This is a genomic window from Streptomyces angustmyceticus, from assembly GCF_019933235.1.
Lineage (GTDB): Bacteria > Actinomycetota > Actinomycetes > Streptomycetales > Streptomycetaceae > Streptomyces > Streptomyces angustmyceticus.
Window position 1 is genome coordinate 7,735,493 of sequence record NZ_CP082945.1, and the last position, 24,056, is coordinate 7,759,548.

Consider the following 24,056-nt stretch of genomic DNA (forward strand, 5'->3'; position numbering starts at 1 on the left):
TGATTCCGGCGAGCATTCTGGGAAATGCTCCAGAACCCGCCCGACGAGGCCCCGCGCGGGCGGGCCGGGTGGCAGGCTCTGCGCACCCGGGACCCTCGGCCGTGTCAGCGGACCGCTGTCGCGCGGGGCGCCGCGTCTGCTTGCGTGTGCTACTTTTTGCTTGGCTATGCAACTCCGGTAGGTGTCAGGGGCGACTCGCGGCACAGGCTCTTCGCACAGCGGCCTGATCCGGCACGGACGGGCGGCAACGGACAACTCAAGGAGCAGCGATGGCTGCAATGCGTGACGAAGCCGAGTTGGCACCAGACAGCAACCACAGCGAGCAGACCGCGGCCCGCCGGCAGTTCGCGCTGACCCTGCTCTGCGATGTCGTCCTTCCCGTGGGGCTCTACTACGCGCTGCGCAGCGCCGGCTGCGGCGAACTGGTCTCGCTGCTGCTCAGCGCCGCCGCACCGGCACTCAGCACCGGATACTCCATCGTCAAACAGCGCCGGATCGACAGCGTCGGCATCTTCGTCATCGCCATCCTCGTGCTCGCCGGGCTCGGTTCCCTCATCTCCGGCAGCCCGCGCCTGGCCCTGGCCCGCGGCGGCTGGTTCACCGGGCTGATCGCGCTGTGGATCCTCGGATCGCTGTTCACCTCCCGCCCGTTCACCTACCGCGCGCTCAAGACGCTGCTCCCGGGCAAGGCCGCGACCCTGGAGGGCCTTTGGCAGGCCGATCCGCGGTTCCGCCGCATCTGGCGCGGCCTGACGGTGCTGTGGGGGTGCGGGCTGCTGGCCGACGCGGCGCTCCGGGTGATCATGGCCTACACGCTGCCCGTCGACTCGGTGCCGGTGCTCGACGGCGTGCTGTACTTCGTGACCTACCTCGTCCTGCAAGTGATCACGCACGTCATCCTGCACAGGACCGGTGTGTTCCGGGTGCTCTTCCCCGGACGGGGCAGGAGGCCGGCCCGGTCCCGGGTCTCCGCGGGGGCGAAGGACGACGGGACGGCCTGAGAACAGCCGAAGAAGAACTCCGCGCCCGGGTGGGCCCTCACGCGGCGGAACGTCCCGTGAGCGGCTTCCCGGGCGTCGTCGCGCCATGGCCTTCCGCGGGCCTCCGGGCGCCGGTCCGGTGACCGGAGCGTCACCGGTCGGGGAGTCCCAGAAGAACTCCTAGTTGTTCCGGAACGGCCTTGCCGGGCGCGCACGGCGCATGGCCAGAATACCGGCGATCGGTTCACCGCCATGGGAGAAGTTGATGCTGACCCACGTGCCGCTTCCGCGACGTCAAGAGCTCACTCCACGCGGCATCCTCCTGGCGCATCCGCGTCTGCCCTGGCCGCTCAGGGCCGTGAACGGCCTGCTCGGGCCGCTGGCGCCCCGGCTGTGGCCGTTGGAGCCCGACGTGCTCAAGCGCAAGGCGGCTGCCCGGGCCAAGGTGCCGGCCGCCGCGCCGGACAACGCCTTCGACGAACCCTTGGCCCTGCTGTGCCGGTCGCTCACCGAGGAAGTCCGGCTGAGCGCGAACGGCCGGTTCATGCTGCACAGCCAGCTGGTCAAGAACCTGTCGACCCGGCTCCGGCTCGCCGAACTGGCCGCACGGAGCCCGGAGATCTTCGAAACACCGGTACCCGCGCCGCTCTTCATCACGGGCGCGCCGCGCACCGGCACGACGTTCCTGCAACGGCTCATCGCCAGGGACCGGTCCTCCCGCTCCCTTCCGCTGTGGGAGTCGACGCATCCCCTGCCGGACGGAGAGCTGACGGCGGCCCGGAAGGACCCCGACCCCCGCATCAAGGCCAGCCGGGTCGAGGTCGGGATGACCAACCGCATCCTGCCCGAACAGGCGTTGATGCACGAGCTGGTGCACGACGAGGCCGAAGAGGACAACCTGCTGCTGTCGCTGAGCCACTGCTCGCCCATGTACGAGGACATCGGGCTGGTCCCCGCGTACACGCGCTGGTACACCACCACCGACCACACCGAGGGCTACCGCTACTTCAAGCGGGTCCTGCAGTTCCTGCAGTGGAGCCGCCCGGCCGGTGACCGGTGGGTGCTGAAGTCCCCCGGACACGCCGAGATGCTGGTGCCGCTGTTCGGCGCCTTCGAGGACGCCACGGTGGTGCACACCCACCGGGACCCGGTGACCTCGGTGATCTCCTTCAGCAACATGGTCGCCTACGGCGCCAGGGTCTACTTCGACCACCCGAATCCGCACCTCATCGGCACGTTCGCCGCCGACATCATCGAGCGGTCGCTGCGCGCCGCGCTGCGGGACCGCGCCGGCCACGAGCACCAGGTCGTGGACGTGTTCTTCCGCCCGCTCGTCGAGGACCCGATCCGCGAGATACGCCGGGTCTACGAGGTGGCCGGCCGCGAACTGGACGACGTCACCGAGCAGGCGATGCGCGAGTACGCCACGGCGGAGAAACACCGCAGCGGCCGCCACCGCTACGCCGCCGAGGACTTCGCCCTGGACGTCGGTGAACTCAGAGAGCGCTTCGCCTTCTACTACGACCGCTTCGACGTGCCGCGGGAGAAGCGCTGACCATGAACGACGACAGCCTCAGGTGCGGATGCGCCGGCGCCACGGTCTGGTTCACCGGCCTGCCGGGCTCCGGCAAGACCACCCTCGCCCAGGCCCTCGCCGGCGCCCTGCGCGCCCAGCGCCACCGGGTGGAGATCCTCGACGGCGACGCCCTGCACGCGACGCTGCCCACCGGACCCGGGCCCGCCCGGGAGGACCGCGGCCACCACGTGGAGCGCACCGGCCTCGCCGCCGAAGTGCTGGCCCGCAACGGCTTCATCACCCTGGTGTCCGCCACCGCCACCGCGACCGCCCCCGGCAGGGACAGCCGCGAGGCCGTGCGCAGACGCCACGAGGCGACCGGAACCCCGTACGTGGAGGTCCACTTGGACACCCCGCGCGCGGTGTGCGCCGAGCGCCGGCGCGCCGGGCACCTGACAGGGCCCGCCGCCGCCCTGGCGGCGGGGGACCAGGCGTACGCCGCACCGGCCGGTCCCGACCTGCGCCTGGCCACGCACCGGCAATCCGTCCCGGAAGCCGCGGCCGCCGTGTACGCCCTGCTGATCGACAAGGGCGTGGTGCGTTCCCGGTGCCCCGGGACGCCGGCCCCGCTCCTGCCCGATCCCGTTGCCGGCCACGGGCCTTCGGGCGGCGACGGGATCAGGCCGTAGCGGTCAGACCCGCTCCTGCCGTTCCCCGGCAGCCGCCGCGCGGCACAGCGCGACCACCCGGTCGAGCGTCGGCTCGCTGATGATCGTGGCGAGATGCGCCATGAACGCCTCCTCCCCGCCGGCCTCCAGCACCTCGCGGCACACACCGGCGACCATCGCGAGCAGCGACAGCGAGTCGCCGCCCATCCGGTGGAAATCCGCCTGCCCGTCGAGCCGGCCGCGCTCCACGCCCAGGGCCCGTGCCCAGACCCGCGCCACCGCCTCCTCCACCGGATCCACCGGCGCGGCCGGACCCGCCCGGTCCAGGGCCCAGGCGCCCGGCTCCTCGGTGAGGGGATCGGGCAGCGCCTTCTCGTCGACCTTCCCGCTGACCGTGTACGGCAGTTCCGGCACCACGAGAATCGCGGCGGGCACCATGTAACGGGGGAGCCGTCCGGTGGCGTAGGCGGCCAGCTCCTCCGGCGTGACCTCCGCGTGGGCCAGCACATACGCGTACAGCGACTTGCCGGACCGGCCCGGCCTGGCCCGCGCCACCACCACGGCCCGGTCGACCGCCGGGTGGCCCTCCAGACTCTGCGCCACCTCCGCCGGCTCCACCCGGTGTCCCCGCACCTTGACCTGGTTGTCGACGCGTCCGACGAACTCCAGCCCGCCCGAGGGCAGGGCCCGCGCCAGATCACCCGTGCGGTAGACCCGGGTCCCGTCCGCCAGCCTGGGGAAGCACTCCCGGTCCAGGTCCGGACGGCCACGGTAGCCGCGGGCCAGTTGCGCGCCACCGAGGTACATCTCGCCCACCCCGCCCGGGGCGACGAACCGCCGCTGCGCGTCGAGCAGGAACACCTGGGTGTTGTCGGCCGGCATCCCGATCGGCACCACGGCCCGCTCCGCGTCCGCCTCCGGCCGGAACGTGTAGGCCGTGCACCCGATCGTCGCCTCGGTGGGCCCGTACTCGTTGATGATCCGGCACCGTTCCCCGAACATCTCCTGCGCCCGCGCCGCGACCTCCACCCTCAGCTGCTCACCGATCACGATGACGGTGCGGAACCCGGCCGGGCGGATGTCCAACTGCCCGATCAGATCGAGATGGGAGGGCGTCAGGTTCAGCGTATTGGCGCCCGAGTGCTCCAGCAGGCGGCGCAGCGAGAGGTGATGGGGCTCGTCGCGCAGGAGGATCACCTCGCCGCCCGCCAGCAGGGGCAGGAACACGGAGGTGCCCGAGACGTCGAAAGAGGGCGAGGTGAGGAGCGGCAGGCGGGTCTCGGCGTCCACCCCGAATTCCCGGGTGGCCCAGTGGACGTAGTGCGTAAGGCTCCGGTGCTCGATCTGCACGCCCTTGGGCCGTCCCGTCGAGCCCGAGGTGTAGATGATGTAGGCCAGGTCGTCCGGCGCCACCTCGGCGTCCTCGAAGCCGCGGTGGCCGGACACGCCGTCCTCCGCCGCGCCGGGACGCCGCGGCGCCGCCGCCTCGGCCATCAGGTCGTCCAGCACCAGCGGCACACAACCGTCCGGTATGCCGCCGCGCCGCTCGTAGGGCCGCTCCACCAGGCAGTACGCGGCCCCGGCGGCGGACAGCAGCTCCGCCAGACGGGCATCGGGATGCTGTGCGTCCACCGGCAGATAGCAGGAACCGGCCCGCAGCACCCCCCACAGCCCCGCGACGCCCGCCACCGACCGGTCGGCGAGCAGGGCGACGACGGTGCCGCGGCCGGCGCCGCGGCGGGTCAGTTCGGCGGCCACCGCATCCGCGCGGCGGCTGAGCCCGGCGTAGGTGACCGTGCCCTCCGGCCCGCTGAGCGCCACCCGGTCGGGCGTCCGCCGGACCTGCTCACGGAAGAGCCGGACCACCGAACCGTCCGTGGGCAGCTCTCGCGCGGTGTCGTTGCCCGCCCAGTGGCGGTGCGCGCGGGGCGACAGCACCTCTTCGACCTGGTCGAGAAGGGCCTCGGCGCGCTCCCCGACACCGGGGCCGTCCTGCCACGCCACGGTGATCTCGGTGCGGCCCCCGCTCTCCATCATCTCGATCGACGGCGGGCTGCCCGGACCGGTGCCGCCCAGCGTGAACAGCGTCCTGGCCCGGAATCCGGCAGCGCTGAAGTCCTGGAGGGCGAAGGCGCCCAGATGCGTCACAAAGCCCAGAGCGGAGAAGCGGCCCTTGCGGACGGCGGCACGGTCGACCGCCGCCGACAGCAGGCGCAGCACCGGCAACGGCGCCTGCAGCAGGCGGGGTTCGGTGCGCAGCGCCAGCTCCTCCCTGGCGGAGAGCGCGGTCAGCATCCTGCGATGCGTCTCCTCCCAGCCGTCCCCGGGGCCGACGTCCACCACCAGCGCCTGGGACAGCCAGGCCGTGGAACGGAGCGCCGTGTCATGGCGGCGCAGATCGACCGGGACGAAGAACTGCCCCCGGCCCCGCGGTCCGTACTCCGCGGCCAGGGCCGTGATCACCTTGGCCGTGATCGCCGGGTGACTGCCGTCCACGGTCCGGCGCCGCCAGATCAGGCCACGCCCCCTGCGCGGCAACGGCCCCAGCGGGGAGGGCCATTCGAGCTTCCCGACGCCCTGCGGGATCGGCGGCAGGCCGCCCGGCACCTCGAGCTGCCGCAGAAACTCGTCACTGTTCAGCCGGGCGGGCGCGCCGAGCGGCCGCTCACCGCGCAGCACCCGGAACACATCGACGGCCCAGGGCAGCAGGCCCCGGGCATCGGTCACGGCATGGCAGGCCCGGAAGACCACGGTGACCGGGTCCCCGGGCACGAGCAGCACCTCACAGGTCGGCCCCGACGGGCTCAGCGGCGTGCGCAGCGCGGGGGAATCCAGCCGCTCCCCGTCGAACGGGCCGGCCAGGACGTGCACCAGGGGGGCGACCCCGCTGTCCACCCAACGGCGCCCCTGCCGCCTGAGCCGGGTGCCGGGGCACGCCTCCGAGGCGACCGCCACCGCCTTGGTGAGTGCCTCGGCGTCCAGGGTTCCGTCGCCCTCGACGACGTGCTGAATGGTGTTCCGGCCGCCCATGCCCACGTACAGCCATTCCTCGGCCGACAGGGGTCTGGTGTAGAGCTGACGTGCGGAAGGGTCACGCATTCCTGGCCTCCGGGGAGCGAGCCGGCTCTCGTTCGCCGGTTGGGCGCCATCTTCCGCCGCCGATGACTAGGGGGGTGCTTAGCATTCCCCGCCCTGGGAACTGCGGAATGCGGGGAACCGGGGGAGGGGTGCTGGCGCGCCCTACGCCCGGTACGGCACGCGGTGGTGCCCCGCCGGGGACATCTCCACGCCGAATTCGAGGATCGCCGAGATCGCCCGGGCGACGTCGGCCGGGGACTCCACATGCACGACGGGGAACGGAAACCGGAGCAGGTTCCTCGGCAGGGACGGGCCCAGGACGAGTCCGAGCCGGGTGCCGTGCGCGTGCATCTCCGCCGTGAGCGAGCCGAGGTCGGCCGGCTGCACCACGTTCCGTACGAAGAGTTCGCTCACCTCGCCCGCCGTACGCAGCGCCCTGGCTTCCAGCGGGGAGCACAGCGGCAGCACGGGGGCGGTGAACGGCAGGCCGGTCACCAGACGGCGCATCGTGCCGTGGGCCTCCCGGCCGAGCGGGCTGTGCACCGTGACGCCAGGGCTCCCGTTGATCCGGACGGCGCCCTTCGGGGCCTCGGCGGCGAGCCGCCGCAGCGCGTCGCCGTACCCGGTCAGCAGCACCACCCGGTACGTTCCGCCGGTGTCCTCGCCCAGGGCCCCGCCCAACCGCACCCCTGCGCGCAGGGCACCGCGGTACCACTCGGGGTCGTGGCCGGCCGGCAGAAATGCCAGCGCGACGGCTCCCGCGGGCTCCGGCCCGCCGGGGCCGCCACCGTCGGCCAGCGTCCGGATCAGCGCCTCGCGCGGGAGGGCGCCCGCCAGAGTGGCCGCGACCATCGCCCCGACGCCCAGGCCGCCCAGCACACCGGGCCGGATCCGGTGCACCGCGAGCACGTCGTGGATGCCGAGCATCGCCGTCGCCAGTGCCAGCCGGCCGATGAGGGCCCGCTCCCGCGCCCCGGCCCGGGGGCGGTCCCCGCCGAGCAGCCGTCCGGCCGGCACGCCCGTCCAGTCGGCCACCTGCCGGTAGCGGTGGCGCAGCACCGGCGAGCTGTCGTGGAACGCGGCCGGTCCGCTCGGGTCGTAGGCGTCGAGATCGGTTCCGCAGAGGAATGCGAGACCGGTGTCCGTCATCGCCGGACGGCCGACCGGCCCAGCGCCGGCACCAGGACCGCGGCCGCGACCAGATGCATGCACAGCAGCGTCACCTTGGCGCCCGTCGTCACCCCGCTCTGCAGCGGGGCGATCAGGGAGAGCACGAGGACCACGACCGCCACGGCCGTCCACACCCGGCGCGGCCGCACGGTGAGGCGCTCCAGCAGGGCCAGCAGCGCCCAGGCGGCGAGTCCGACGACGAGGCTCGCGAGGACCACCGCGGCCGGGCCGATGTGCTGGGCCGCGGCGCCGGGCTTCATCCGCGCGTCGAGCTTCACGCCCAGCAGCACCGTGCCGATCACCCACACCACGAGCGTGGCGGCGACGGTCCCGAGGACGGCCAGGAACCGGGCGGACCGTGGTGACGTCGCGGCCATGATGAACCAACCTCCTGAGGCGGATGGACAGGACCCGGCACGGCGGGGCGCGAACGGGCAGCCGGACCGCCGCCGTACCCGGACGGCGACCGCTGCACCGTGAGGCTAGGCCCGGGGCGCTCCGCCGCGCCACAGGTCCGGTTCCCCCGCACCCGAGAACCGGGGAAACGCCCAGACTTCCCCCGCATCGGGCCGGTAGGGCTTGTGCCGGTGGTCCGGCCCCGCTGGATAGTGGCGGCAGCAAGTGATTCCCGATCCGCTCGGGACGACGGTGCCGGCCGTGGCGCGGCCGGGCCGGTCCACTGGAAAGGACGGATCAGCACGATGAGTTCACCCCTTGCGGACGACGGCCTGTGGTGCCGGCGCTTCCACCCGGCCCCGGACGCGGGCCGGCGCCTGGTGTGCTTCCCGCACGCCGGCGGTTCCGCGAGCTTCTACCACCCCGTCTCGGCCGCGCTCAGCCCCGGCGTGGACGTGATCGCCGTGCAGTACCCCGGGCGGCAGGACCGTCGCAAGGAACCGGCGATCGACGACATCGGCCTCCTGGCGGACCGGATCGCCGAGGCGCTGAAAGACTGGTCCGACCGGCCGTTGACCTTCTTCGGCCACAGCATGGGCGCGCTGGTGGCCTTCGAGGTGGCACGGCGGCTGGAACGCGACGGCGACGGTCCTCTGCGGCTGTTCGCCTCCGGACGCAGGGCGCCGTCCGCGTACCGCGACGAGCAGGTGCACCGGCGGGACGACGACGGCATCGTCGCCGAGCTGCGGGCGCTGAGCGGCACCGACGCCCGGGTCCTCGACGACGAGGAGATGCTGCGGATGGTGCTGCCCGCGCTGCGCAGCGACTACAAGGCCGTCGAGACCTACCGCAGCGAGCCCGCGGCCGTCGTGCGCTGCCCCGTCACCGTGCTCGTCGGGGACGACGACCCCAAGACCTCCCTCGACGAGGCCCGGTCCTGGGAGGCGCACACCACCGGCGACTTCGCCCTGCGGGTCTTCTCCGGTGGTCACTTCTACCTGGCCGACCGGCCGCACGAGGTGATGACCGTGCTCAGCGACCACTTCACCTCCCCGGCCCTCACCCACCACGCGTAGGTGCCGCCCCGCTGCCCGACCGAGCACCCTGGAGCCCGACAGACATGCCTGAACCCCTACTCACCGCGTCGGCCACGCCCGCACCGCGCACCGGGCGACGGCCCAGGGTCGGTCACATCGAATTCCTCAACTGTCTCCCGCTGTTCTGGGGACTGGCCAGAAGCGGCAGCCTGCTCGACATGGACCTGAGGAAGGACAGCCCGGACGGCCTGAGCGACGCCCTCGTCGCCGGCACGCTCGACATCGGGCCGATCAGCCTCCTCGAATTCCTCAAGCACGCCGACGACCTGGTGGCCATGCCGGGCATCGCCGTGGGCAGTGACGGCCCCGTGGAGTCCTGCCTGATCGTCAGCCAGGTCCCGCTGGACCAGCTGGACGGCGAACCCGTCGCCCTCGGATCCACCAGCCGGACATCGGTGCGGCTCGCCGAGCTGTTGTTCGCGGAGTCGGTCGGCGTCCGGCCCGACTACTTCGTCTGTCTTCCGGACCTCGACGCGATGATGCAGCAGGCACGGGCGGCCGTGGTCATCGGCGACGCCGCGCTGCGGGCCGCCCTGCACGAGGCGCCCCGGCTCGGGCTGCAGGTGCACGACCTCGGCCGGATGTGGCGCGACTGGACCGGACTGCCCTTCGTCTTCGCCGTCTTCGCCGCCCGCAGGGACTTCCTCGCCAGGGAGCCGGAGACCGTCCGCCGCGTACACGCCGCCCTGCTGGCGTCCCGCGACCTGGCCCTCGCCGAGGTCAAGGAGGTCTGCGAACAGGCCGCCCGCTGGGAGGCGTTCGACGCCGGGACGCTGGAGCACTACTACACCACCGCCCTCGACTTCAGCCTCGGTGAGCGTCAGCTCGCCGGAATCGCGGAATTCGCCCGCAGGGTCGGCGGCGGACCGGCCGGCTTCCCGCCGGACGTCCGCGTCCGGCTGCTGGGCGCCGAAGCGATCAGCACGTGACATGACCAGCAACGAGCCCGACATCACACCCGGAAAGGCCGTCGACATGCCCCGACCGTCCGAAGCCACCGACCGTGGCCTCCAGTCCGTACTGGACCGAGCCGCCGAGGGCGGCAGGGTGACACCCGAAGAGGCGCTGGGCCTCTACCGTTTCGCGCCGCTGCACGCGCTGGGCCAGGCGGCCGACGCGATCCGCCGCCGTCGCTACGCGGGTACCGAGCACATCGCGACGTACATCATCGAGCGCAACATCAACTACACCAACGTCTGCGTGACGGCCTGCCGGTTCTGTGCCTTCTACGCCGCGCCGAAGGACACCGCGAAGGGCTGGACCCGCGACCTCGACGACATCCTGCGCCGCTGCGCGGAGACCGTCGAACTGGGCGGCACCCAGATCATGTTCCAGGGCGGCCACCACCCGGACTACGGCGTCGAGTACTACGAGGAGCACTTCGCCGCGATCAAGAAGGCGTTCCCGCAGCTGGTCATCCACTCCCTGGGCGCGTCCGAGGTCGAGCACATGGCGCGGATCTCCAAGGTGTCGGTGGAGGAGGCGATCCAGCGCATCCACGCCGCGGGCCTGGACTCCTTCGCGGGTGCCGGCGCCGAGCTGCTGCCGGCCCGGCCGCGCAAGGCGATCGCGCCGCTGAAGGAGTCCGGCGAGCGCTGGCTGGAGATCATGGAGGTGGCCCATGGACTCGGTGTGGAGTCGACTTCGACGATGCTGATGGGCACCGGCGAGACGAACGCCGAGCGGATCGAGCACCTGCGGATGATCCGCGACGTCCAGGACCGCTCCCACGGCTTCCGCGCCTTCATTCCGTACACCTACCAGCCGGAGAACAACCATCTGAAGGGCCAGACCCAGGCGACGGTCTTCGAGTATCTGCGCATGCTCGCCATCGCGCGGATCTTCCTCGACAACGTCCCGCACATCCAGGGGTCCTGGCTGACCGTCGGCAAGGAGGCCGGGCAGCTCGCCCTGCACTACGGCGCGGACGACCTGGGCTCGGTGATGCTGGAGGAGAACGTGGTCTCCTCGGCCGGCGCCAAGCACCGCTCCAACCGCATGGAACTGCTGCAGCTGATCCGGTCGGCGGACCGGGTCCCGGCACAGCGCGCCACCACCTACGAACACCTGGTCGTGCACGACGACCCGGCCAACGACCCGGTCGACGACCATGTCGTCTCCCACCTGTCCTCCACCGCCCTCGACGGCCCGGACGCCGCACGGAGCCACCCCGAGCTGAAGGTGATCGGGGCGAGCTGACCGGCCCGCCTTCCCCGCCACTCGCCCCCTTACCGCCCCCTCCCGCAGCGGTGGCCGGATCGCACTGATCCGGCCACCGCTGTGCTGTGCGGTGCGCAGGACGCCGGCCGGCCGTGCGGGGAATCGGCCGCGGCGTCGCTGCCGACGGGCCGTTCCCGCGGGCGGACGGGCCCATGCCGACAGGCCGGCTCCCGGAGAACTCTCCCGGAGCCGGCCTGTTCGCCGTGTGTCCTGCGCGTCCTGAGGGCCCGCCGGCCCCGGTCAGGCCGACTCGGCCTCCGGCCCGTAGACCTCCACCGCGTCCTTGACGCGTCGTACGTGGATGCACTCGCCCGGGCACTCCTTGGCCGATTCCGCGACATCGCGGATCAGGTCCAGTGGCAGCGGCACGGTCGCCCGGGGCTCCTGGCGCAACTCGTCGTCCTCACCCTTCACATAGGCGAGGCCGTCGATGTCCAGCTCGAAGACCTCCGGCGCGTACTCCACGCAGATGCCGTCTCCGGTGCACAGGTCCTGGTCGATCCAGACCTCGAGATTGTCGTCGTTCACGTTCGCCTTGGTGGACATACCGCCTGCCTGCTCATCGTGGTCCTGATCGGTGGTTTCGGGTGCTCGGGCCGGCCGGCCTCAGACCCGCATGGGCTGGGGCGCCTCGCGGCGCTCGGGGTCCGGGCCCGGGTACTCGCGGATGGTCTCGTAGCGGGTGTTGCGCTCGACGGGGCGGAAGCCGGCGTCCCGGATCAGGTCGAGAATGTCCTCGCGGGTCAGCTTGTCCGGTGTGCCGAAGGCGTCCGCGTCGTGCGTGATCTTGTACTCGACCACCGAGCCGTCCATGTCGTCCGCGCCGTGGTTCAGGGCCAGTTGGGCCGTGGACACCCCGTGCATGACCCAGAAGACCTTGACGTGGGGGACGTTGTCGAAGAGGAGGCGGGAGACCGCGAAGGTCTTCAGGGCCTCCGCGCCCGATGCCATGGTGGTCCGGGCCTGGAGCTTGTTGCGGACCTTGCCGTCCTGCATGTCGACGAAGTCGTGCTGGTAGCGCAGCGGGATGAAGACCTGGAAGCCGCCGGTCTCGTCCTGGAGCTCCCGCAGCCGCAGCACGTGGTCGACGCGGTGTCGGGGCTCCTCGATGTGCCCGTAGAGCATCGTCGAGGGGGTCTTGAGCCCCTTCTCGTGCGCGAGGCGGTGGATGCGCGACCAGTCCTCCCAGTGGGTGCGGTGGTCGACGATGTGCTGCCGGACCTCCCAGTCGAAGATCTCCGCGCCGCCGCCGGTCAGCGACTCCAGACCGGCGTCGATCAGCTCGTCGAGGATCTCGGAGGCGGACAGCCCCGAGATGGTCTCGAAGTGATGGATCTCGGTGGCGGTGAACGCCTTCAGCGAGACGTTCGGCAGGGCCTTCTTCAGCTCGCGCAGCGACCGCGGGTAGTACCGCCACGGCAGGGTCGGATGCAGGCCGTTGACGATGTGCAGCTCGGTGAGGTTCTCGTTCTCCATCGCCTTGGCGAGGCGGACGGCCTCCTCGATGCGCATCGTGTACGCGTCCTGCTCACCGGGCTTGCGCTGGAAGGAGCAGTACGCACAGGAGGCGGTGCACACATTCGTCATGTTGAGGTGGCGATTCACATTGAAGTGGACGACATCGCCGTTCTTGCGCGTACGCACCTCGTGGGCCAGCCCGCCCAGCCAGGCCAGGTCGTCGCACCCGTAGAGGGCGATACCGTCCTCGCGGGTCAGCCGTTCTCCCGCACGGACCTTCTCCTCCAGCTCACGCTTGAGTCCTGCGTCCATCCCCAACTACCTTCCATAGTGCTAGACCTTGCTGAAAACGTGTTCTCAGGGGCTGAGGGCGTCGCCTCAGTAGATTCCTTCGGGAGCGGCCCGGGAGACCTGCAGCGGCTGCACATTCGCCACTCCGTCGCAGGGCCAGTCGGCCGAGGTGCGGTACCGCGCGGCCTGGTCGCGTTCGAGGATGTGGGGCAGGAAGAGATCCTCGTGCAACACGGTGAGCCGGACCTGTCCCACCTCCCCGTAGCCCACCGTCCGCGCGGGGTCGTTCTTGTCGACGACGGTCATCGTCACCTCCGGGTAGTGCGGGACGTACGGCAGCACCTCGCCGTCGCGCTCCGCGGGCAGGCCCATGGCACCGCCGAAGGTGTTCCCGTAGCTCGCCCCGATCAGACCGCCCTCCAGCGCCCCGGCGAACTCCCGGTACATCGCCGGCACGAACTGTGTGCCGCCGAGCCCGACACCGTCGAGCCGCCCGACCAGTTCCGGACGCCGCCGGGCCAGCACCTGGAACAGCGCGGGTGTCGTCTCCAGGTAGTCGATCCGGCGGCTGCTCATGAGGTCCGTGATCTGCTCGACGACGTGCTCGACATAGCGGTTGACCTCGGCCAGCCGGCAGCCCCGGATGAGCTGTTTGATCCAGCGCGGGTCGAGGTCGATCCCGTAGACGACCGACGCGTGCAGATGGGCGATCTGCGCGGCGCCCTCACCCACCACATGCGGCCCGGCGGGGGTGGCATGGATCCAGGTGCGGCCCGGTGCGAACCCTGCCGTACGGAGGCCGAACCGGCGCCAGAGGGCGTGATGGTCGAGCATCGGTCCGGTGTAGAAGACATGGCAGGGCCTGCCGGTGGTGCCTCCGGAGTCGAAGACCCGGCCCGACAGCGGTCGCGGTACGGCCTGTGGGACCAGGTCGACGGGGTCGAGGTCCCGCAGCTCGGCGAGGGTGAAGTGACCGAACGCCGGCAGTTCGGCGTAGTGCGTGATGTCGAGCGGATCGAAGGCCAGCGTGTCACGGCGCTTGAGCCAATACGGACTCCCGGTGTCCGGGGCGAAGTGGCGTCGTACGACATGCCGGGTCCACGCGTCGAGGTCCATGGACAGCCGGCGCTCCAGGGCGGAGGCGTCCTGTGGTGCGGTGGTCGGCAGCATCGCCGTTCCTTTCCTTCCGGGAAGGTTGCGTGCGGATCTGCGGGAGCCGGGCGGCCGCTCGCGTCACCCGGCCGGGCCGGCACCGGGGTGGCAGCGCGGCACGGCGACGCCGGCGGCCCTCCCATCCTCGCCGAGGCCACTCTGGGGAAATCCCCATACCCACAACGGGTTTCCTGGGAGGTACGGCGCCGGAACTCCGCGCCGGCGGCCCGCACGCACCCCGGCGGAGGGGACCCATGGCCCAACGGCTGACGCTCGCCCACTCACCGTGCCCCAATGACACCTTCGCGTTCCACGCCTGGTCACACGGGTTGCTCCCGGAGGCTCCCGGACTCGCGGTGACCCTCGCGGACATCGACGTCACCAACGGCCTCGCGGAACGCGGGGCCGGGGACCTGCTGAAGATCTCCTACGCGGCCCTGCCGTACGTGCTCGACGAATACGCGCTGCTGCCCTGCGGCGGCGCACTGGGCCACGGCTGCGGGCCGCTGGTCCTCACCCGGCCCGAGGACGGCCAGGACGGCTCCGGTCCGGCGCGGCTGGCCGGGCGGCGGGTGGCGGTGCCCGGTGTGCGCTCGACCGCGTATCTGCTGTTCCGCCTGTGGGCGGCGCGGGCGGTACCGGGCGGGGTGGGGGACATCGTGGTGCTGCCCTTCCACGAGATCATGCCCGCGGTCCGGGACGGCGCGGTCGACGCCGGGCTCGTCATCCACGAGGCCCGCTTCACCTATCAGCACTACGGGCTGCACCGCCTCGCCGACATGGGCGAGGAATGGGAGGCCGCCACCGGCCGCCCGATCCCGCTCGGCGCGATCGTCGCCCGGCGGGACCTCGGGGACGAGCGGCTGCGGGCGGTGGCCCGCGCCGCCGCCGACTCCGTCCGCTTCGCCCGGGACAACCCGTCGGCCTCCCGTCCCTACGTCCTGGAACACGCCCAGGAGATGGCCCCGGACGTGATCGAGCGGCACATCGGGCTGTATGTGAACGACTACACCGCAGCCCTCGGCGAGGACGGCTACGCGGCGGTGCGGGAGCTGCTCGGCCGCGCCGCAGCCGAGGGCCTCGTCCCGCCCGTCGCTCCCGGCGCGCTGGACTTCCCGGGCGCCGGGACACCCCCTAGCGGGAAACGAAGCGGTCCACCAGGAGCGTGAGGCGGTCGGACACCCGCTCGGCGGGCAGCCGCCCGGCGCGGGTGAGGGTGACCAGTCCGTGCAGCGCCGCCCAGAACGCCTCGACGAACAGCCCCGGTTCGTCCGGGTGGGCGTGGTCGGCGAGGTGGTCCTGCAAGACCCCGAACGCCTCGTGCAGCGGCGCCGGCGTGGTCTCGTCGGCGAAGGGGAGACCGTTGTCGAGGCTGAACATCGCGTCGTACAGCGCGGGATTGTCCGTGGCGAAGCCGGTGTAGGCGCGGGCCAGCGCGGCCACCGTCGCAGGGTCGGCGGGCCCCTTCGGCGCCGCGGCGCGCAGCGCGGTCGTCAGCTCGGCGAACCCTTCCAGCGCGACCGCTCCCAGGATCTCCCTCTTCCCCCGGAAGTGGCTGTAGAGGACGGGCTGGCTGTACTCGATCCGTTCGGCGAGCCGGCGGGTGGTGACCGCGTCCCACCCTTCGCTCTCGGCGAGTTCGCGGGCGGTGGAGACGATCAGCTGGTGGCGGGAGGCCCGCTCGCGTTCCTTGCGTTCACGTACCGACATACCGCGATCCTAGCACCGCTAGACAATCGAGCAACGGCATGTCTAGCATTGACTCAATGCCTAGCGCCGCTAGGTCCGGTCCTTGGGAGGGGACATGCAGAACGCACTTGCCGTCATCACGGTCGTCGTCGTCGGACTGATGGTGGGCGTGGAGTTCACGGTGGCGGTGTTCATCAACCCGATCCTCGACCGGCTCCCGAACGACGGAGGAGTCCACGCCCGCAGCGCCGGCGCGCGGATCCTCGGCCGGATCATGCCGTTCTGGTACATCGGCTCGGTCGTCCTCGGATCGGTGTGGGCCGCGGTGGGGTGGGGCGGCGCCGGTGCCCCGCTCGTCGCCACGGGCACGGCGCTGCTCGTACTGAGCGTGGTGATGTCGGTCCTGCTGCTGGTGCCGATCAACAAGCGGGTGGCGACCTGGACGCGGGAGGGCGTGCCCGCGGACTGGAAGCAGCAGGTGGGGCGGTGGGACCGGCTCCACTACCTGCGCGTGGGCATCATCGTGTCCGCCTTCGCGCTGTTCGCCGTCGCGCTCGTCTGACGGCTTCGGGAACCGGGGCGGGGCCGGCGGTCTGCGTACCGCCGGCCCCGCCGGTACGCAGACCCCTCGACCGACCCCCGCCACTACCCTTCGACGGCCACCGGCACGGCCCGGGCGCGGACCTGGTCGACCAGGTCCATGGTCGCCACCGCCTCCTGCCGCCACCGGGCCTCGTGGGGGGAGGCCGCGGCGCCACCGGCGGCCACAGCCGCGGCGAACCCGGCCAGGGACCGGTCCAGCTGATCCGCCGCCGGCAGCGTGAACTGCTCGGCGTGGTCCTGTTCCACCAGCTCCAGCACCGGCTGATGCCCGGCCGGCGGGGTGAACGCCCGGTCCACGGTGAGCTTCGCCCGCTCGCCCCACAGGGAGTACGACGAACCATAGGTGTGCTCGAAGCCGAACTCGACGTGCGCCAGCACACCGGACGGCGACATCAGCAGCGCCTGGCCCGACAGATCGAGGCCGTCGGAGTGCCGCACCCGCGTCGTGGCGCCCGCCACCCGCAGCCCGGGACCGAGCAGCATCACGGCCGCCCGCAACGGGTACACCCCCGCGTCCAGGAGCGCGCCGCCACCGAGACCGGGCACGTACCGGATGTCCTGCGCGGGAAGCGGCGGGAAGCAGAAGGCGCCGCGGAACGAACGCAGCCCCCCGAGCCGGCCTTCGGCGATCAGAGCCGCGACCGCGTCGTGCTGCGGATGGTGCAGGAACATGAAGTTCTCCCGCAGCACCAGGTCGCGGTCCTCGGCCAGCGCCACCACCGCACGGGCCTCGGCGGCCGTCGTGGCGATCGGCTTCTCGACCAGGACGTGCTTGCCCGCGTGCAGCGCCCGGGCCGCCCATTCGCCGTGCAGGGAAGGCGGCAGGGAGATGTAGACGGCGTCGATGTCGTCGCGCTCCAGGAGCGCTTCCGTGGCGGAGGCGGCACAGCCGAACCGGTCGGCGAACCGCTGTGCGCGCTCCGGGCTGCGGCCGGCCACCGCCACGAGTTCGGTCCCCGGGCAGAGCGCTATCGCCGGCAGCACCCGCCGCCAGCCGAACGACGAGGTGCCCAGCGCGCCGAAGCGCACCGGTTTCTCCTCGGCGCCGTCGGCGGCCGCGCGACCAGGAGCCGAGTCGGCGGCGGGTTCGGACGGTCGCGGTGCGGGAGTGCCGCGCTGCGCCGGCACGGAGTCATCCATGGGAAGTCCTCGGAAACGGAGGCGGGGAGGTCTGCCACCACCCCGGTGATCGATGGGCGGCCCTGTGGCCGTGGCACGTGGTCCTGCCGGGACAGCCGGGCCCGGGGATCAGCCCCAGGTCACCGGCAGTTCGTACACGCCGTAGTGCATCGCGGTCTCCCGCAGCGGCACCTGACCGGCGGGCACCGCGAGCCGCAGATCCGGGAAACGGTCGAACAGCTTCTGGAAGCCGATGCGCAGCGACGCCCTCGCGAGGTGCTGCCCGAGGCACTGGTGGATCCCGAAGCCGAACGCCAGGTGGCGGCGCGAGGGGCGGTCGATGTCGAACGCGTCGGCGTTCTCGAAGTAGCGCGGGTCGCGGTTGGCCGACGGCAGCGAGAGCACCACCGTCTGACCGGCCCTGATGGTCCTGCCGTCGATCTCGACGTCCTCCAACGCGACTCGGCTCGCCCCGAAGTGAGAGATCGTCAGGTAACGCAGCAGCTCCTCGACGGTGTTCTCCATCAGCTCCGGCCGCTCCCGCACCTTCGCCAGCTGCTCGGGGTGCTCCAGCAGCGCGAAGGTGCCCAGCGCGAACATGTTGGGCGTGGTGTCCAGCGCACCGCCGATGGCGATCCAGGCGATGTTGAACATCTCCTGCTCGGTCAGCTCGCCGGTCGCGATGAGCTGTCCGAGCAGGTCGTCACCCGGATCGCCGGCGAAGCGCTCGGCCATCATCCGCTCCAGCGTCGCGTTGAGCTCCGTGTTGTGGTGGATGAACTCCTCGAGCGTGTAGTCGATCCGCATGATGACGGAGAAGTGCTCCGCCAGGGCCGTGAGGTCGCTCTCCGACACCCCCATGATGGAGCAGGTCGACCTGGCGGGGATCTTCTCCGCGAAGACCTTCACCAGGTCCACCGGCGGCTCCAGCGCGGCCATTTCGTCGAGCACACCGTCGATGATCCGTTCCAGCGTGGGCTCGTACTGCTGGATCTTGCGTACCGTGAAGAAGCCGGTCAGCAGCCGCCGGTACCGGGTGTGCTCCGGAGCGTCCATCCGCACGAAATTGCCCGGCGCGGAGGGTTCGGGGGAGTACTCCTCCACCTCGAACGGCGGCGAGTGCACCAGCGCCAGCAGCTCGCTGCGGTGGCTGAACCGGGGGTCCGTCATGATCTGGCGGATGTGATCGTGCCGGGTGATCAGCCAGCCGTCCTTCTCGCGCGGCGACAGCTCGAAGGTCACCGGGCTGATCGGGTCCTCCTCGCGCAGCTGGGCGTATTCGGCCGCCGGATCGAAAGGACAGGTGCGCTTGTACGGGATCACCGGCGCTTTCGGCTCGTAAACCATGACTCCTCCGTTACTGTTGGTGGCCACTGGGGTGCCGCGCCCGGAGCCCGTGCGCGGCGCGGGGCCGCACCGGGTACGACGGGCGGCCGTCGCGGACGACATCCTTGGTCCGGTTCGGGAAGCGGGACGCCCGACGCCGTGCGCCACAGGGCGGGCGGCGGCCGGTCGGGCGTGCGGTCGAGGGCAGGTCCGCACTACGAGGCGCGCGAGCGGCGCTCCGGGGCCGTAGTGGATCCCATGGCGACTCCCCTTTCGGTGTGGCCCGAGCCCGATGACAGCCACAGCCCAGCACGGACCGGCGAGGGGGAGCCAGCCCGGCGGGGGAACTCTAGGGAATTGCCGGTCGGGGACGGCGGGCCCCGCGGCCTATTGCGGCGGGTTCCCGTGCTTGCGCGGCGGCAGTTCGGCCCGCTTGGTGCGCAGCATCGCGAAGGAGCGGATGAGCACGGCCCTGGTCTCGGCCGGGTCGATGACATCGTCCACCAGACCGCGCTCGGCGGCGTAGTAGGGGTGCATCAGCTCGGACCGGTACTCCTTGACCATCCGGGCCCGCATCGCCTCCGGGTCGTCGGCCTCCGCGATCTCCTTGCGGAAGATGACGTTGGCGGCACCCTCGGCGCCCATCACCGCGATCTCGTTCGTCGGCCAGGCGAAGGACAGATCCGCGCCCACGGAGCGGGAGTCCATGACGATGTAGGCGCCGCCGTAGGCCTTGCGCAGGATCAGCTGGATACGGGGAACCGTGGCGTTGCAGTACGCGTACAGCAGCTTGGCGCCGTGGCGGATGATGCCCCCGTGCTCCTGGCCGACGCCGGGCAGGAAGCCGGGCACGTCCAGCAGGGTCAGCAGCGGGATGTTGAAGGCGTCGCAGTGCTGCACGAAGCGGGCCGCCTTCTGCGAGGCGTGGACGTCCAGCACACCGGCGAGCGACCGGGGCTGGTTCGCGACGACGCCGACGACCTCCCCGCCGAGCCGGGCCAGCGCGCACACCACGTTCGTCGCCCAGCGCTCCTGGACCTCCAGGAACTCGCCGTCGTCGGCGATCTCCTCGATGACCTCGCAGACGTCGTACGGCTTCTTGCCGTCCGCCGGGACCAGGTCCAGCAGGCTCGCGCAGCGGCGGTCGGCCGGGTCGGTGGTGGGGACGGCGGGCGGGCGCTCCTGATTGTTGGCGGGCAGCAGCGACAGCAGATAGCGCACGTCGTCGAGACAGGTCTCCTCGTCGTCGTAGGAGAAGTGGGAGACACCGGAGATCTCGGCGTGGACATCGGCGCCGCCCAGGCCGTTCCGGGTGATCTTCTCGCCGGTCACGGCCCGGACGACATCGGGGCCGGTGATGAACATCTGCGAGGTGTCACGGACCATGAAGACGAAGTCGGTGAGTGCGGGGGAGTAGGCGGCACCGCCCGCGCACGGGCCGAGCATCACGGAGATCTGGGGGATGACGCCCGAGGCCCGGGTGTTGCGGTGGAAGATGCCGCCGTAGCCGGCCAGCGCCACCACACCCTCCTGGATGCGGGCCCCGGCACCGTCGTTGAGGGAGACGAGCGGGGCGCCGGCCGCGAGCGCCATGTCCATGATCTTGTGGATCTTGGCGGCATGGGACTCGCCCAGTGCGCCGCCGAAGATCCGGAAGTCGTGCGCGTAGACGAACACCGTCCGGCCGTGCACCAGCCCCCATCCCGTGATCTCGCCATCGGTGTACGGCCTGCGGGCCTCCATGCCGAACCCGCGGGCGCGGTGCCGGCGCAACGGCTCGACCTCGGTGAAGGACCCCTCGTCCAGCAACAGGCCGATCCGCTCGCGCGCGGTCAGCTTGCCCTTGGCGTGCTGCGCCTCGGTCGCCCGTTCGCCGGGCCCGCTGCGGGCCTGCTCGTGCAGGGAGGCGAGTTCGGCCACCCGCCCCCGGGCGTCGTCCGGTACTCGCTCGGCGGGACACTTCTCGCGGTAGGTCATCGGCAGCAGTTCCACCTCTCCACATCAGCGCTTTCCCGCACGTCCCCGCGCGTGCCTACGAGGTCCGCATACGTGCCCGCGGGATCCGCATACGTGCCTACGGGTTCCGCGGCCCCGCGGCGGGCGCCGGCACCGGGGCCGGACCGCGCAATTCCAGCGTGCCGTCGCGTCTCCAGCGTCCGAGCCGGCCCGAGGCCAGCACCGGGGCGGTGTCCTCGGCCAGGCAGGCCCCGTCGGCGCTGCGAATGCTGCCGTAGGGCAAGGCCGGTCCCGTGGCGCGGACTTCACCGGTCTGTCCGGTCGGTACGGGGCTCCCGTCGGGGGCCACCACCTGCACATGGACGCCGGGCACCGGACGGCTCGCCCCGGGATGCTCCGGCCGGGGCCTGCCGGGGCTGAACTTCTGGACCGTCCAGGGCATGGTGCCGTCCGCGGCGGCGAACTCCACCCACAGCGGCGCCCGGGGCAGCACCTCGGCGTGGCGGTCGATCACCGTACGCGGACAGGGGCCGCCGATCAGCACGGTCAGCCGCGGGGACGCCGGGCGGAAGTCCGCGGCGAGGGACTGCAGGAGCCGCGCGTACTCGTCCGGGCCGAAGACCGCGGCGGCATGGCGCTTCGGAGCCGGCGAGCAGGCGAAACCCCCGTCGGGGGACGGCACGTGGAGCGTGCCCCCGCACGCGAACGCCCACCACATGGCGGGCAGTGTCGCCGCGCGGACGGGAGGATGGTGCACGATCACCCCGTCGTGCGCACTGCCGGCCCGCCGGATCCTGGCGGTCAGCGCCAGTTGCCAGGCGCGGTGGTCGGTCAGATAGCCGCCGACCCCCTGGCGGTCCGCGTCGGAGACCAGCAGGTAGGCGGCCTCCGTATGTCCGGAGCGCGGCAGCGCGGGGTCCGGCCGCTGGGCGGCGATCCTGCTCCAGGTGGCCGGGTCGTCCAGCACCCAGGACATACAGCGATAGCTCCAGGCCGGGCGGGTCAGGGCGCTGCACAACACCACCCGCGCCCCGCTGACCTCGACGATCCGGTCGAGCCGCGCACCGCGCGACACCGCGGGGACGGGGACGCACACCCCTCCGGCCTTCAGCACCGCGAGCTGGCCCACGACCGCCTGCCGGTGGTCACCGCAGTGCACGATCACCGGGTCGCCCAACTGCACCCCACCGCGCACCAGAGCCGACGCCAACTGCCCGGCGCGGGCTTCGGCTTCACCGTAGGAGAGGTGGTGCTGCCCTTCCTGGACGGCTCTGGCCATCGGGAACCTGTGGGCCACGCTGGTGAACATGCCGTCAAGGGTGAGCGGCAGGGTCTGCGGCAACCGCCGCCGGTACGACCCCGGCTTCACCTGTCCGGGCCCGCTGCCGTCGGACAGTGTCTGCTGAGCGACCACGTCGTCCCCTTTTCGTGCCGGCCCGCGAAGGAACATCCGAGTGACGTCCGCGCGGAACTCCGGTGCGCGGTCGTGGCCCGACCCGGCGGCCTGCCTTCACCACAGCGGCCGGGAAGGCGCTTTCACCGGCCGCGGCGGAAACGGACCGGCCGGCGCGACCTCTGAGATCCGCGTTCCGGACGCCACGGCGGCGGTGTCCGTGTCAGCAGCAGTCCCTCCCACCGGGACGACCCCTCGGCCGATCGACAGCTTCGCCGCGCGTGGTGACTGCCGACAAGGCCGGGTGCGGGGAACTAGGAAAATTGCTGGTGTCCAGCCGCGCGGGACACGGACCGAGGGAGCGGCCGGCCTGCGGAACCCGCCCGCGCCCTGGCCGCCTGGTTCGTGGTCTCGGCGGTGCTCGGGGCGACGACGCATGCCCTCGGGCTGCCGCTCCACGGGGCGGCCGTGCGGCTGGTGCACCGCCGTACGCGCCGCGCCGAGGCGGCCGGTGGCGGCGCCACGGGGTAGTCGCCGGACCCGCCCGGGCCCGGCGCGACGAGCGCGCGAATCCGCCCGATCGCGGCCTTCTCCAAGAGGCTTAGAGTGCATTTCTCTTCGAAAGGTTCCACGAGAAGCGGAAATGTGGTGATGGACACGCCTGCGGCATATGAGCCAGGGCAGGTGCATGGCCGAATGTGCACTATCGGAGACGAGACTGCGACGTGGTGGGCCCGCCATCGCACCGCGGGGTGACCAAAATTGATTCTTACTGGCTCGTAACTATCCTCGAGGTTACCGGAATTTGTTTCCTCCGGCCCGTTGCCTGGGGTCATCCCAGCGGATAGCGTGCCAATGGTGGTGATCAAGATCCGGGGGGATTTCGAACCTTGGCGGGGGTCGTTTCGATTGGATGTACAAGCGTTGACTGAACCCTCCGGTCGAATGCCGACGGAAACTGTGGCGGCCTTATGGTGACTTGGGTTTTCGTCGCGACGGTTTTTGCAATGGTGGCCGCTCCGGGGCCGTCATTCATGGTGTTGGTGAACGAGACGCTCCGGTTTGGACGCGGGGCCGGGCTGGTGACCATTCTCGGCAGCAGTACCGGGCTGCTCATGTGGGCGGTGACCTCCGCCCTCGGGCTGGCCGCACTGACGCAGACCTCTCCGCTGGTGTTCACCACATTCAAGCTGGTCGGCGCCGCCTACCTCTGCTATCTCGCGGTGATGACGGTGCGCAACCGGCGGAAGTTCGGTCACCAGCCGGAACAGGTGCCCGAGGAGTACGGCGGCGCCGACCTGTGGCGGTCCTACCGTTCAGGGCTGGTCACCAGCGCGGCCAACCCCAAGATGGCCACCGTCTACCTGGCACTGATCCCGCAGTTCCTGCCGGCCGGCGGCGGTTCGCCCGCCGACGTGGTCACCCTGACCGCCGTCCAGATCATGATCAGCGCCGGCTGGTACGCCGTGGTGGTCACTCTGGTCGGCCTGGCGCGGCGGCTGCTGGCCATGCCGGTGATGCGGGTGGGACTGGCCTGGGTGAGCGGAGCGGTTCTGCTTCTGCTCGGACTGCGCACCGCGGTGATGACGGGGCCCATGGCCTGATGACGGGGCCCATCGCCCAGCGCAACAGTCGGAAAAGCGAAGAACTCCAGGGAAGAGAGATTGCCTTGACGTCTCCTGTGAAGGTTGACACCCGGGTGTGCGAGATCATCGCAGCCGCACTCGGACCGTCCGCGCCGGCCGAAATCAAACTTGATGACGAGTTGCGCGGGATCGGAATCGACTCGCTGACCATTCTTGAAATAGTCGTCCGGGTCGAGAAGGAATGTGGCATCACGATCGGTGACAGCGAGATATTCGAGGCCGCTTTGGCTCGGGTGGAAGATCTCGTGAAGCTGGTCCAGTCGCACGTGGAAAATTCCTAGAAACGAGGATCGGAAAC

Annotated in this window: 20 protein-coding genes and 1 pseudogene; 10 read left to right on the top strand and 11 right to left on the bottom strand. The window is 71.4% G+C overall.

What is annotated here, in order from left to right; genetic code table 11:
* Positions 1 to 269: 269 nt before the first annotated feature.
* From K7396_RS33900 to K7396_RS33910, 3 genes and pseudogenes are all read left to right on the top strand, one after another.
* The gene (locus tag K7396_RS33900; protein WP_086716611.1) at positions 270 to 1,001 is read left to right on the top strand and encodes a VC0807 family protein; all 732 of its coding nucleotides are present in this window, start codon (positions 270 to 272) and stop codon (positions 999 to 1,001) included.
* Positions 1,002 to 1,245: 244 nt separating this feature from the next.
* Positions 1,246 to 2,535 (top strand): sulfotransferase family protein, encoded by a 1,290-nt coding sequence (locus K7396_RS33905; RefSeq protein WP_158101099.1) that lies wholly within the window; start codon positions 1,246 to 1,248, stop codon positions 2,533 to 2,535.
* A 2-nt stretch (positions 2,536 to 2,537) separates the two neighbouring features.
* Positions 2,538 to 3,092 (top strand): annotated as a pseudogene (locus K7396_RS33910) (adenylyl-sulfate kinase); the annotation flags it as partial.
* 96 nt (positions 3,093 to 3,188) lie between these two features.
* Here K7396_RS33910 and K7396_RS33915 read toward each other — a convergent pair.
* The 3 genes from K7396_RS33915 to K7396_RS33925 form a co-directional block, all read right to left on the bottom strand.
* Positions 3,189 to 6,263: a non-ribosomal peptide synthetase gene (locus tag K7396_RS33915; protein WP_086716608.1), complete on the bottom strand. Its 3,075-nt coding sequence runs from the start codon at positions 6,261 to 6,263 to the stop codon at positions 3,189 to 3,191.
* Between the two features lie 141 nt (positions 6,264 to 6,404).
* Entirely contained in the window at positions 6,405 to 7,391 is a 987-nt protein-coding gene (locus K7396_RS33920) for a hypothetical protein (protein WP_086716607.1), read from the bottom strand.
* Positions 7,388 to 7,789 (bottom strand): DUF6069 family protein, encoded by a 402-nt coding sequence (locus K7396_RS33925; protein ID WP_086716606.1) that lies wholly within the window; start codon positions 7,787 to 7,789, stop codon positions 7,388 to 7,390. The genes K7396_RS33920 and K7396_RS33925 overlap by 4 nt, the downstream gene beginning before the upstream one ends.
* Positions 7,790 to 8,113: 324 nt before the next feature.
* On the opposite strand from K7396_RS33925, the gene K7396_RS33930 reads away from it, so the two are divergent.
* The 3 genes from K7396_RS33930 to mqnC are packed head-to-tail and all read left to right on the top strand — an operon-like array spanning position 8,114 to position 11,104.
* A complete protein-coding gene (locus K7396_RS33930; protein ID WP_086716605.1) occupies positions 8,114 to 8,884 on the top strand; it encodes a thioesterase II family protein in 771 nt (256 codons plus the stop codon).
* A 44-nt stretch (positions 8,885 to 8,928) separates the two neighbouring features.
* On the top strand, positions 8,929 to 9,834 hold the full coding sequence (locus K7396_RS33935; protein WP_086716604.1) for a menaquinone biosynthetic enzyme MqnA/MqnD family protein: 906 nt from the start codon (positions 8,929 to 8,931) through the stop codon (positions 9,832 to 9,834).
* Positions 9,835 to 9,880: 46 nt separating this feature from the next.
* Positions 9,881 to 11,104, top strand: a complete 1,224-nt coding sequence (gene mqnC / locus K7396_RS33940; protein WP_152105166.1) for a cyclic dehypoxanthinyl futalosine synthase — start codon at positions 9,881 to 9,883, stop codon at positions 11,102 to 11,104.
* A gap of 261 nt (positions 11,105 to 11,365) precedes the next feature.
* On the opposite strand, the gene K7396_RS33945 is transcribed toward mqnC, so the two are convergent.
* The 3 genes from K7396_RS33945 to K7396_RS33955 form a co-directional block, all read right to left on the bottom strand.
* Positions 11,366 to 11,671 (bottom strand): ferredoxin, encoded by a 306-nt coding sequence (locus tag K7396_RS33945; RefSeq protein ID WP_152105163.1) that lies wholly within the window; start codon positions 11,669 to 11,671, stop codon positions 11,366 to 11,368.
* A 60-nt stretch (positions 11,672 to 11,731) separates the two neighbouring features.
* Positions 11,732 to 12,895 (bottom strand): aminofutalosine synthase MqnE, encoded by a 1,164-nt coding sequence (gene mqnE / locus K7396_RS33950; RefSeq protein ID WP_086715951.1) that lies wholly within the window; start codon positions 12,893 to 12,895, stop codon positions 11,732 to 11,734.
* 66 nt (positions 12,896 to 12,961) lie between these two features.
* Complete coding sequence (locus tag K7396_RS33955) at positions 12,962 to 14,044, bottom strand: arylcarboxylate reductase (RefSeq protein WP_086715953.1); 1,083 nt, start codon at positions 14,042 to 14,044, stop codon at positions 12,962 to 12,964.
* 236 nt (positions 14,045 to 14,280) lie between these two features.
* Between K7396_RS33955 and K7396_RS33960 the strand changes: the two genes are divergently transcribed.
* A complete protein-coding gene (locus K7396_RS33960; protein ID WP_086715955.1) occupies positions 14,281 to 15,195 on the top strand; it encodes a 1,4-dihydroxy-6-naphthoate synthase in 915 nt (304 codons plus the stop codon).
* Here K7396_RS33960 and K7396_RS33965 read toward each other — a convergent pair.
* Positions 15,161 to 15,736 carry a TetR/AcrR family transcriptional regulator gene (locus K7396_RS33965; protein WP_086715957.1) on the bottom strand — a complete coding sequence of 192 codons (576 nt, stop codon included), beginning with the start codon at positions 15,734 to 15,736 and terminating at the stop codon, positions 15,161 to 15,163. The genes K7396_RS33960 and K7396_RS33965 overlap by 35 nt on opposite strands.
* Positions 15,737 to 15,830: 94 nt before the next feature.
* Here K7396_RS33965 and K7396_RS33970 point away from each other — a divergent pair, with 94 nt between their 5' ends.
* A complete protein-coding gene (locus K7396_RS33970) occupies positions 15,831 to 16,277 on the top strand; it encodes a DUF1772 domain-containing protein (RefSeq protein ID WP_086715958.1) in 447 nt (148 codons plus the stop codon).
* 83 nt (positions 16,278 to 16,360) lie between these two features.
* Here K7396_RS33970 and K7396_RS33975 read toward each other — a convergent pair whose 3' ends face one another.
* From K7396_RS33975 to K7396_RS33990, 4 genes are all read right to left on the bottom strand, one after another.
* The gene (locus K7396_RS33975) at positions 16,361 to 17,458 is read right to left on the bottom strand and encodes a Gfo/Idh/MocA family protein (RefSeq protein ID WP_167392703.1); all 1,098 of its coding nucleotides are present in this window, start codon (positions 17,456 to 17,458) and stop codon (positions 16,361 to 16,363) included.
* A gap of 108 nt (positions 17,459 to 17,566) precedes the next feature.
* Positions 17,567 to 18,784: a cytochrome P450 gene (locus K7396_RS33980; protein WP_086715960.1), complete on the bottom strand. Its 1,218-nt coding sequence runs from the start codon at positions 18,782 to 18,784 to the stop codon at positions 17,567 to 17,569.
* Between the two features lie 366 nt (positions 18,785 to 19,150).
* Complete coding sequence (locus K7396_RS33985) at positions 19,151 to 20,740, bottom strand: acyl-CoA carboxylase subunit beta (protein ID WP_086715999.1); 1,590 nt, start codon at positions 20,738 to 20,740, stop codon at positions 19,151 to 19,153.
* Positions 20,741 to 20,837: 97 nt separating this feature from the next.
* Positions 20,838 to 22,133 (bottom strand): AMP-binding protein, encoded by a 1,296-nt coding sequence (locus tag K7396_RS33990; protein ID WP_158101084.1) that lies wholly within the window; start codon positions 22,131 to 22,133, stop codon positions 20,838 to 20,840.
* Positions 22,134 to 23,119: 986 nt separating this feature from the next.
* Here K7396_RS33990 and K7396_RS33995 point away from each other — a divergent pair.
* Positions 23,120 to 23,716: a LysE family translocator gene (locus K7396_RS33995; protein ID WP_223660308.1), complete on the top strand. Its 597-nt coding sequence runs from the start codon at positions 23,120 to 23,122 to the stop codon at positions 23,714 to 23,716.
* Positions 23,716 to 24,039 carry an acyl carrier protein gene (locus K7396_RS34000; RefSeq protein ID WP_086715966.1) on the top strand — a complete coding sequence of 108 codons (324 nt, stop codon included), beginning with the start codon at positions 23,716 to 23,718 and terminating at the stop codon, positions 24,037 to 24,039. The genes K7396_RS33995 and K7396_RS34000 overlap by 1 nt, the downstream gene beginning before the upstream one ends.
* Positions 24,040 to 24,056 lie beyond the last annotated feature (17 nt).

What these genes read in the sequence shown, in the direction of transcription:
- K7396_RS33900 (WP_086716611.1), top strand. Translation starts at nt 270, where the DNA reads ATGGCTGCAATGCGTGACGAAGCCGAGTTGGCACCAGACAGCAACCAC.
- K7396_RS33905 (WP_158101099.1), top strand. Translation starts at nt 1,246, where the DNA reads ATGCTGACCCACGTGCCGCTTCCGCGACGTCAAGAGCTCACTCCACGC.
- K7396_RS33915 (WP_086716608.1), bottom strand. Translation starts at nt 6,263, where the DNA reads ATGCGTGACCCTTCCGCACGTCAGCTCTACACCAGACCCCTGTCGGCC.
- K7396_RS33920 (WP_086716607.1), bottom strand. Translation starts at nt 7,391, where the DNA reads ATGACGGACACCGGTCTCGCATTCCTCTGCGGAACCGATCTCGACGCC.
- K7396_RS33925 (WP_086716606.1), bottom strand. Translation starts at nt 7,789, where the DNA reads ATGGCCGCGACGTCACCACGGTCCGCCCGGTTCCTGGCCGTCCTCGGG.
- K7396_RS33930 (WP_086716605.1), top strand. Translation starts at nt 8,114, where the DNA reads ATGAGTTCACCCCTTGCGGACGACGGCCTGTGGTGCCGGCGCTTCCAC.
- K7396_RS33935 (WP_086716604.1), top strand. Translation starts at nt 8,929, where the DNA reads ATGCCTGAACCCCTACTCACCGCGTCGGCCACGCCCGCACCGCGCACC.
- mqnC (WP_152105166.1), top strand. Translation starts at nt 9,881, where the DNA reads ATGCCCCGACCGTCCGAAGCCACCGACCGTGGCCTCCAGTCCGTACTG.
- K7396_RS33945 (WP_152105163.1), bottom strand. Translation starts at nt 11,671, where the DNA reads ATGTCCACCAAGGCGAACGTGAACGACGACAATCTCGAGGTCTGGATC.
- mqnE (WP_086715951.1), bottom strand. Translation starts at nt 12,895, where the DNA reads ATGGACGCAGGACTCAAGCGTGAGCTGGAGGAGAAGGTCCGTGCGGGA.
- K7396_RS33955 (WP_086715953.1), bottom strand. Translation starts at nt 14,044, where the DNA reads ATGCTGCCGACCACCGCACCACAGGACGCCTCCGCCCTGGAGCGCCGG.
- K7396_RS33960 (WP_086715955.1), top strand. Translation starts at nt 14,281, where the DNA reads ATGGCCCAACGGCTGACGCTCGCCCACTCACCGTGCCCCAATGACACC.
- K7396_RS33965 (WP_086715957.1), bottom strand. Translation starts at nt 15,736, where the DNA reads ATGTCGGTACGTGAACGCAAGGAACGCGAGCGGGCCTCCCGCCACCAG.
- K7396_RS33970 (WP_086715958.1), top strand. Translation starts at nt 15,831, where the DNA reads ATGCAGAACGCACTTGCCGTCATCACGGTCGTCGTCGTCGGACTGATG.
- K7396_RS33975 (WP_167392703.1), bottom strand. Translation starts at nt 17,458, where the DNA reads ATGGATGACTCCGTGCCGGCGCAGCGCGGCACTCCCGCACCGCGACCG.
- K7396_RS33980 (WP_086715960.1), bottom strand. Translation starts at nt 18,784, where the DNA reads ATGGTTTACGAGCCGAAAGCGCCGGTGATCCCGTACAAGCGCACCTGT.
- K7396_RS33985 (WP_086715999.1), bottom strand. Translation starts at nt 20,740, where the DNA reads ATGACCTACCGCGAGAAGTGTCCCGCCGAGCGAGTACCGGACGACGCC.
- K7396_RS33995 (WP_223660308.1), top strand. Translation starts at nt 23,120, where the DNA reads ATGGTGGCCGCTCCGGGGCCGTCATTCATGGTGTTGGTGAACGAGACG.
- K7396_RS34000 (WP_086715966.1), top strand. Translation starts at nt 23,716, where the DNA reads ATGACGGGGCCCATCGCCCAGCGCAACAGTCGGAAAAGCGAAGAACTC.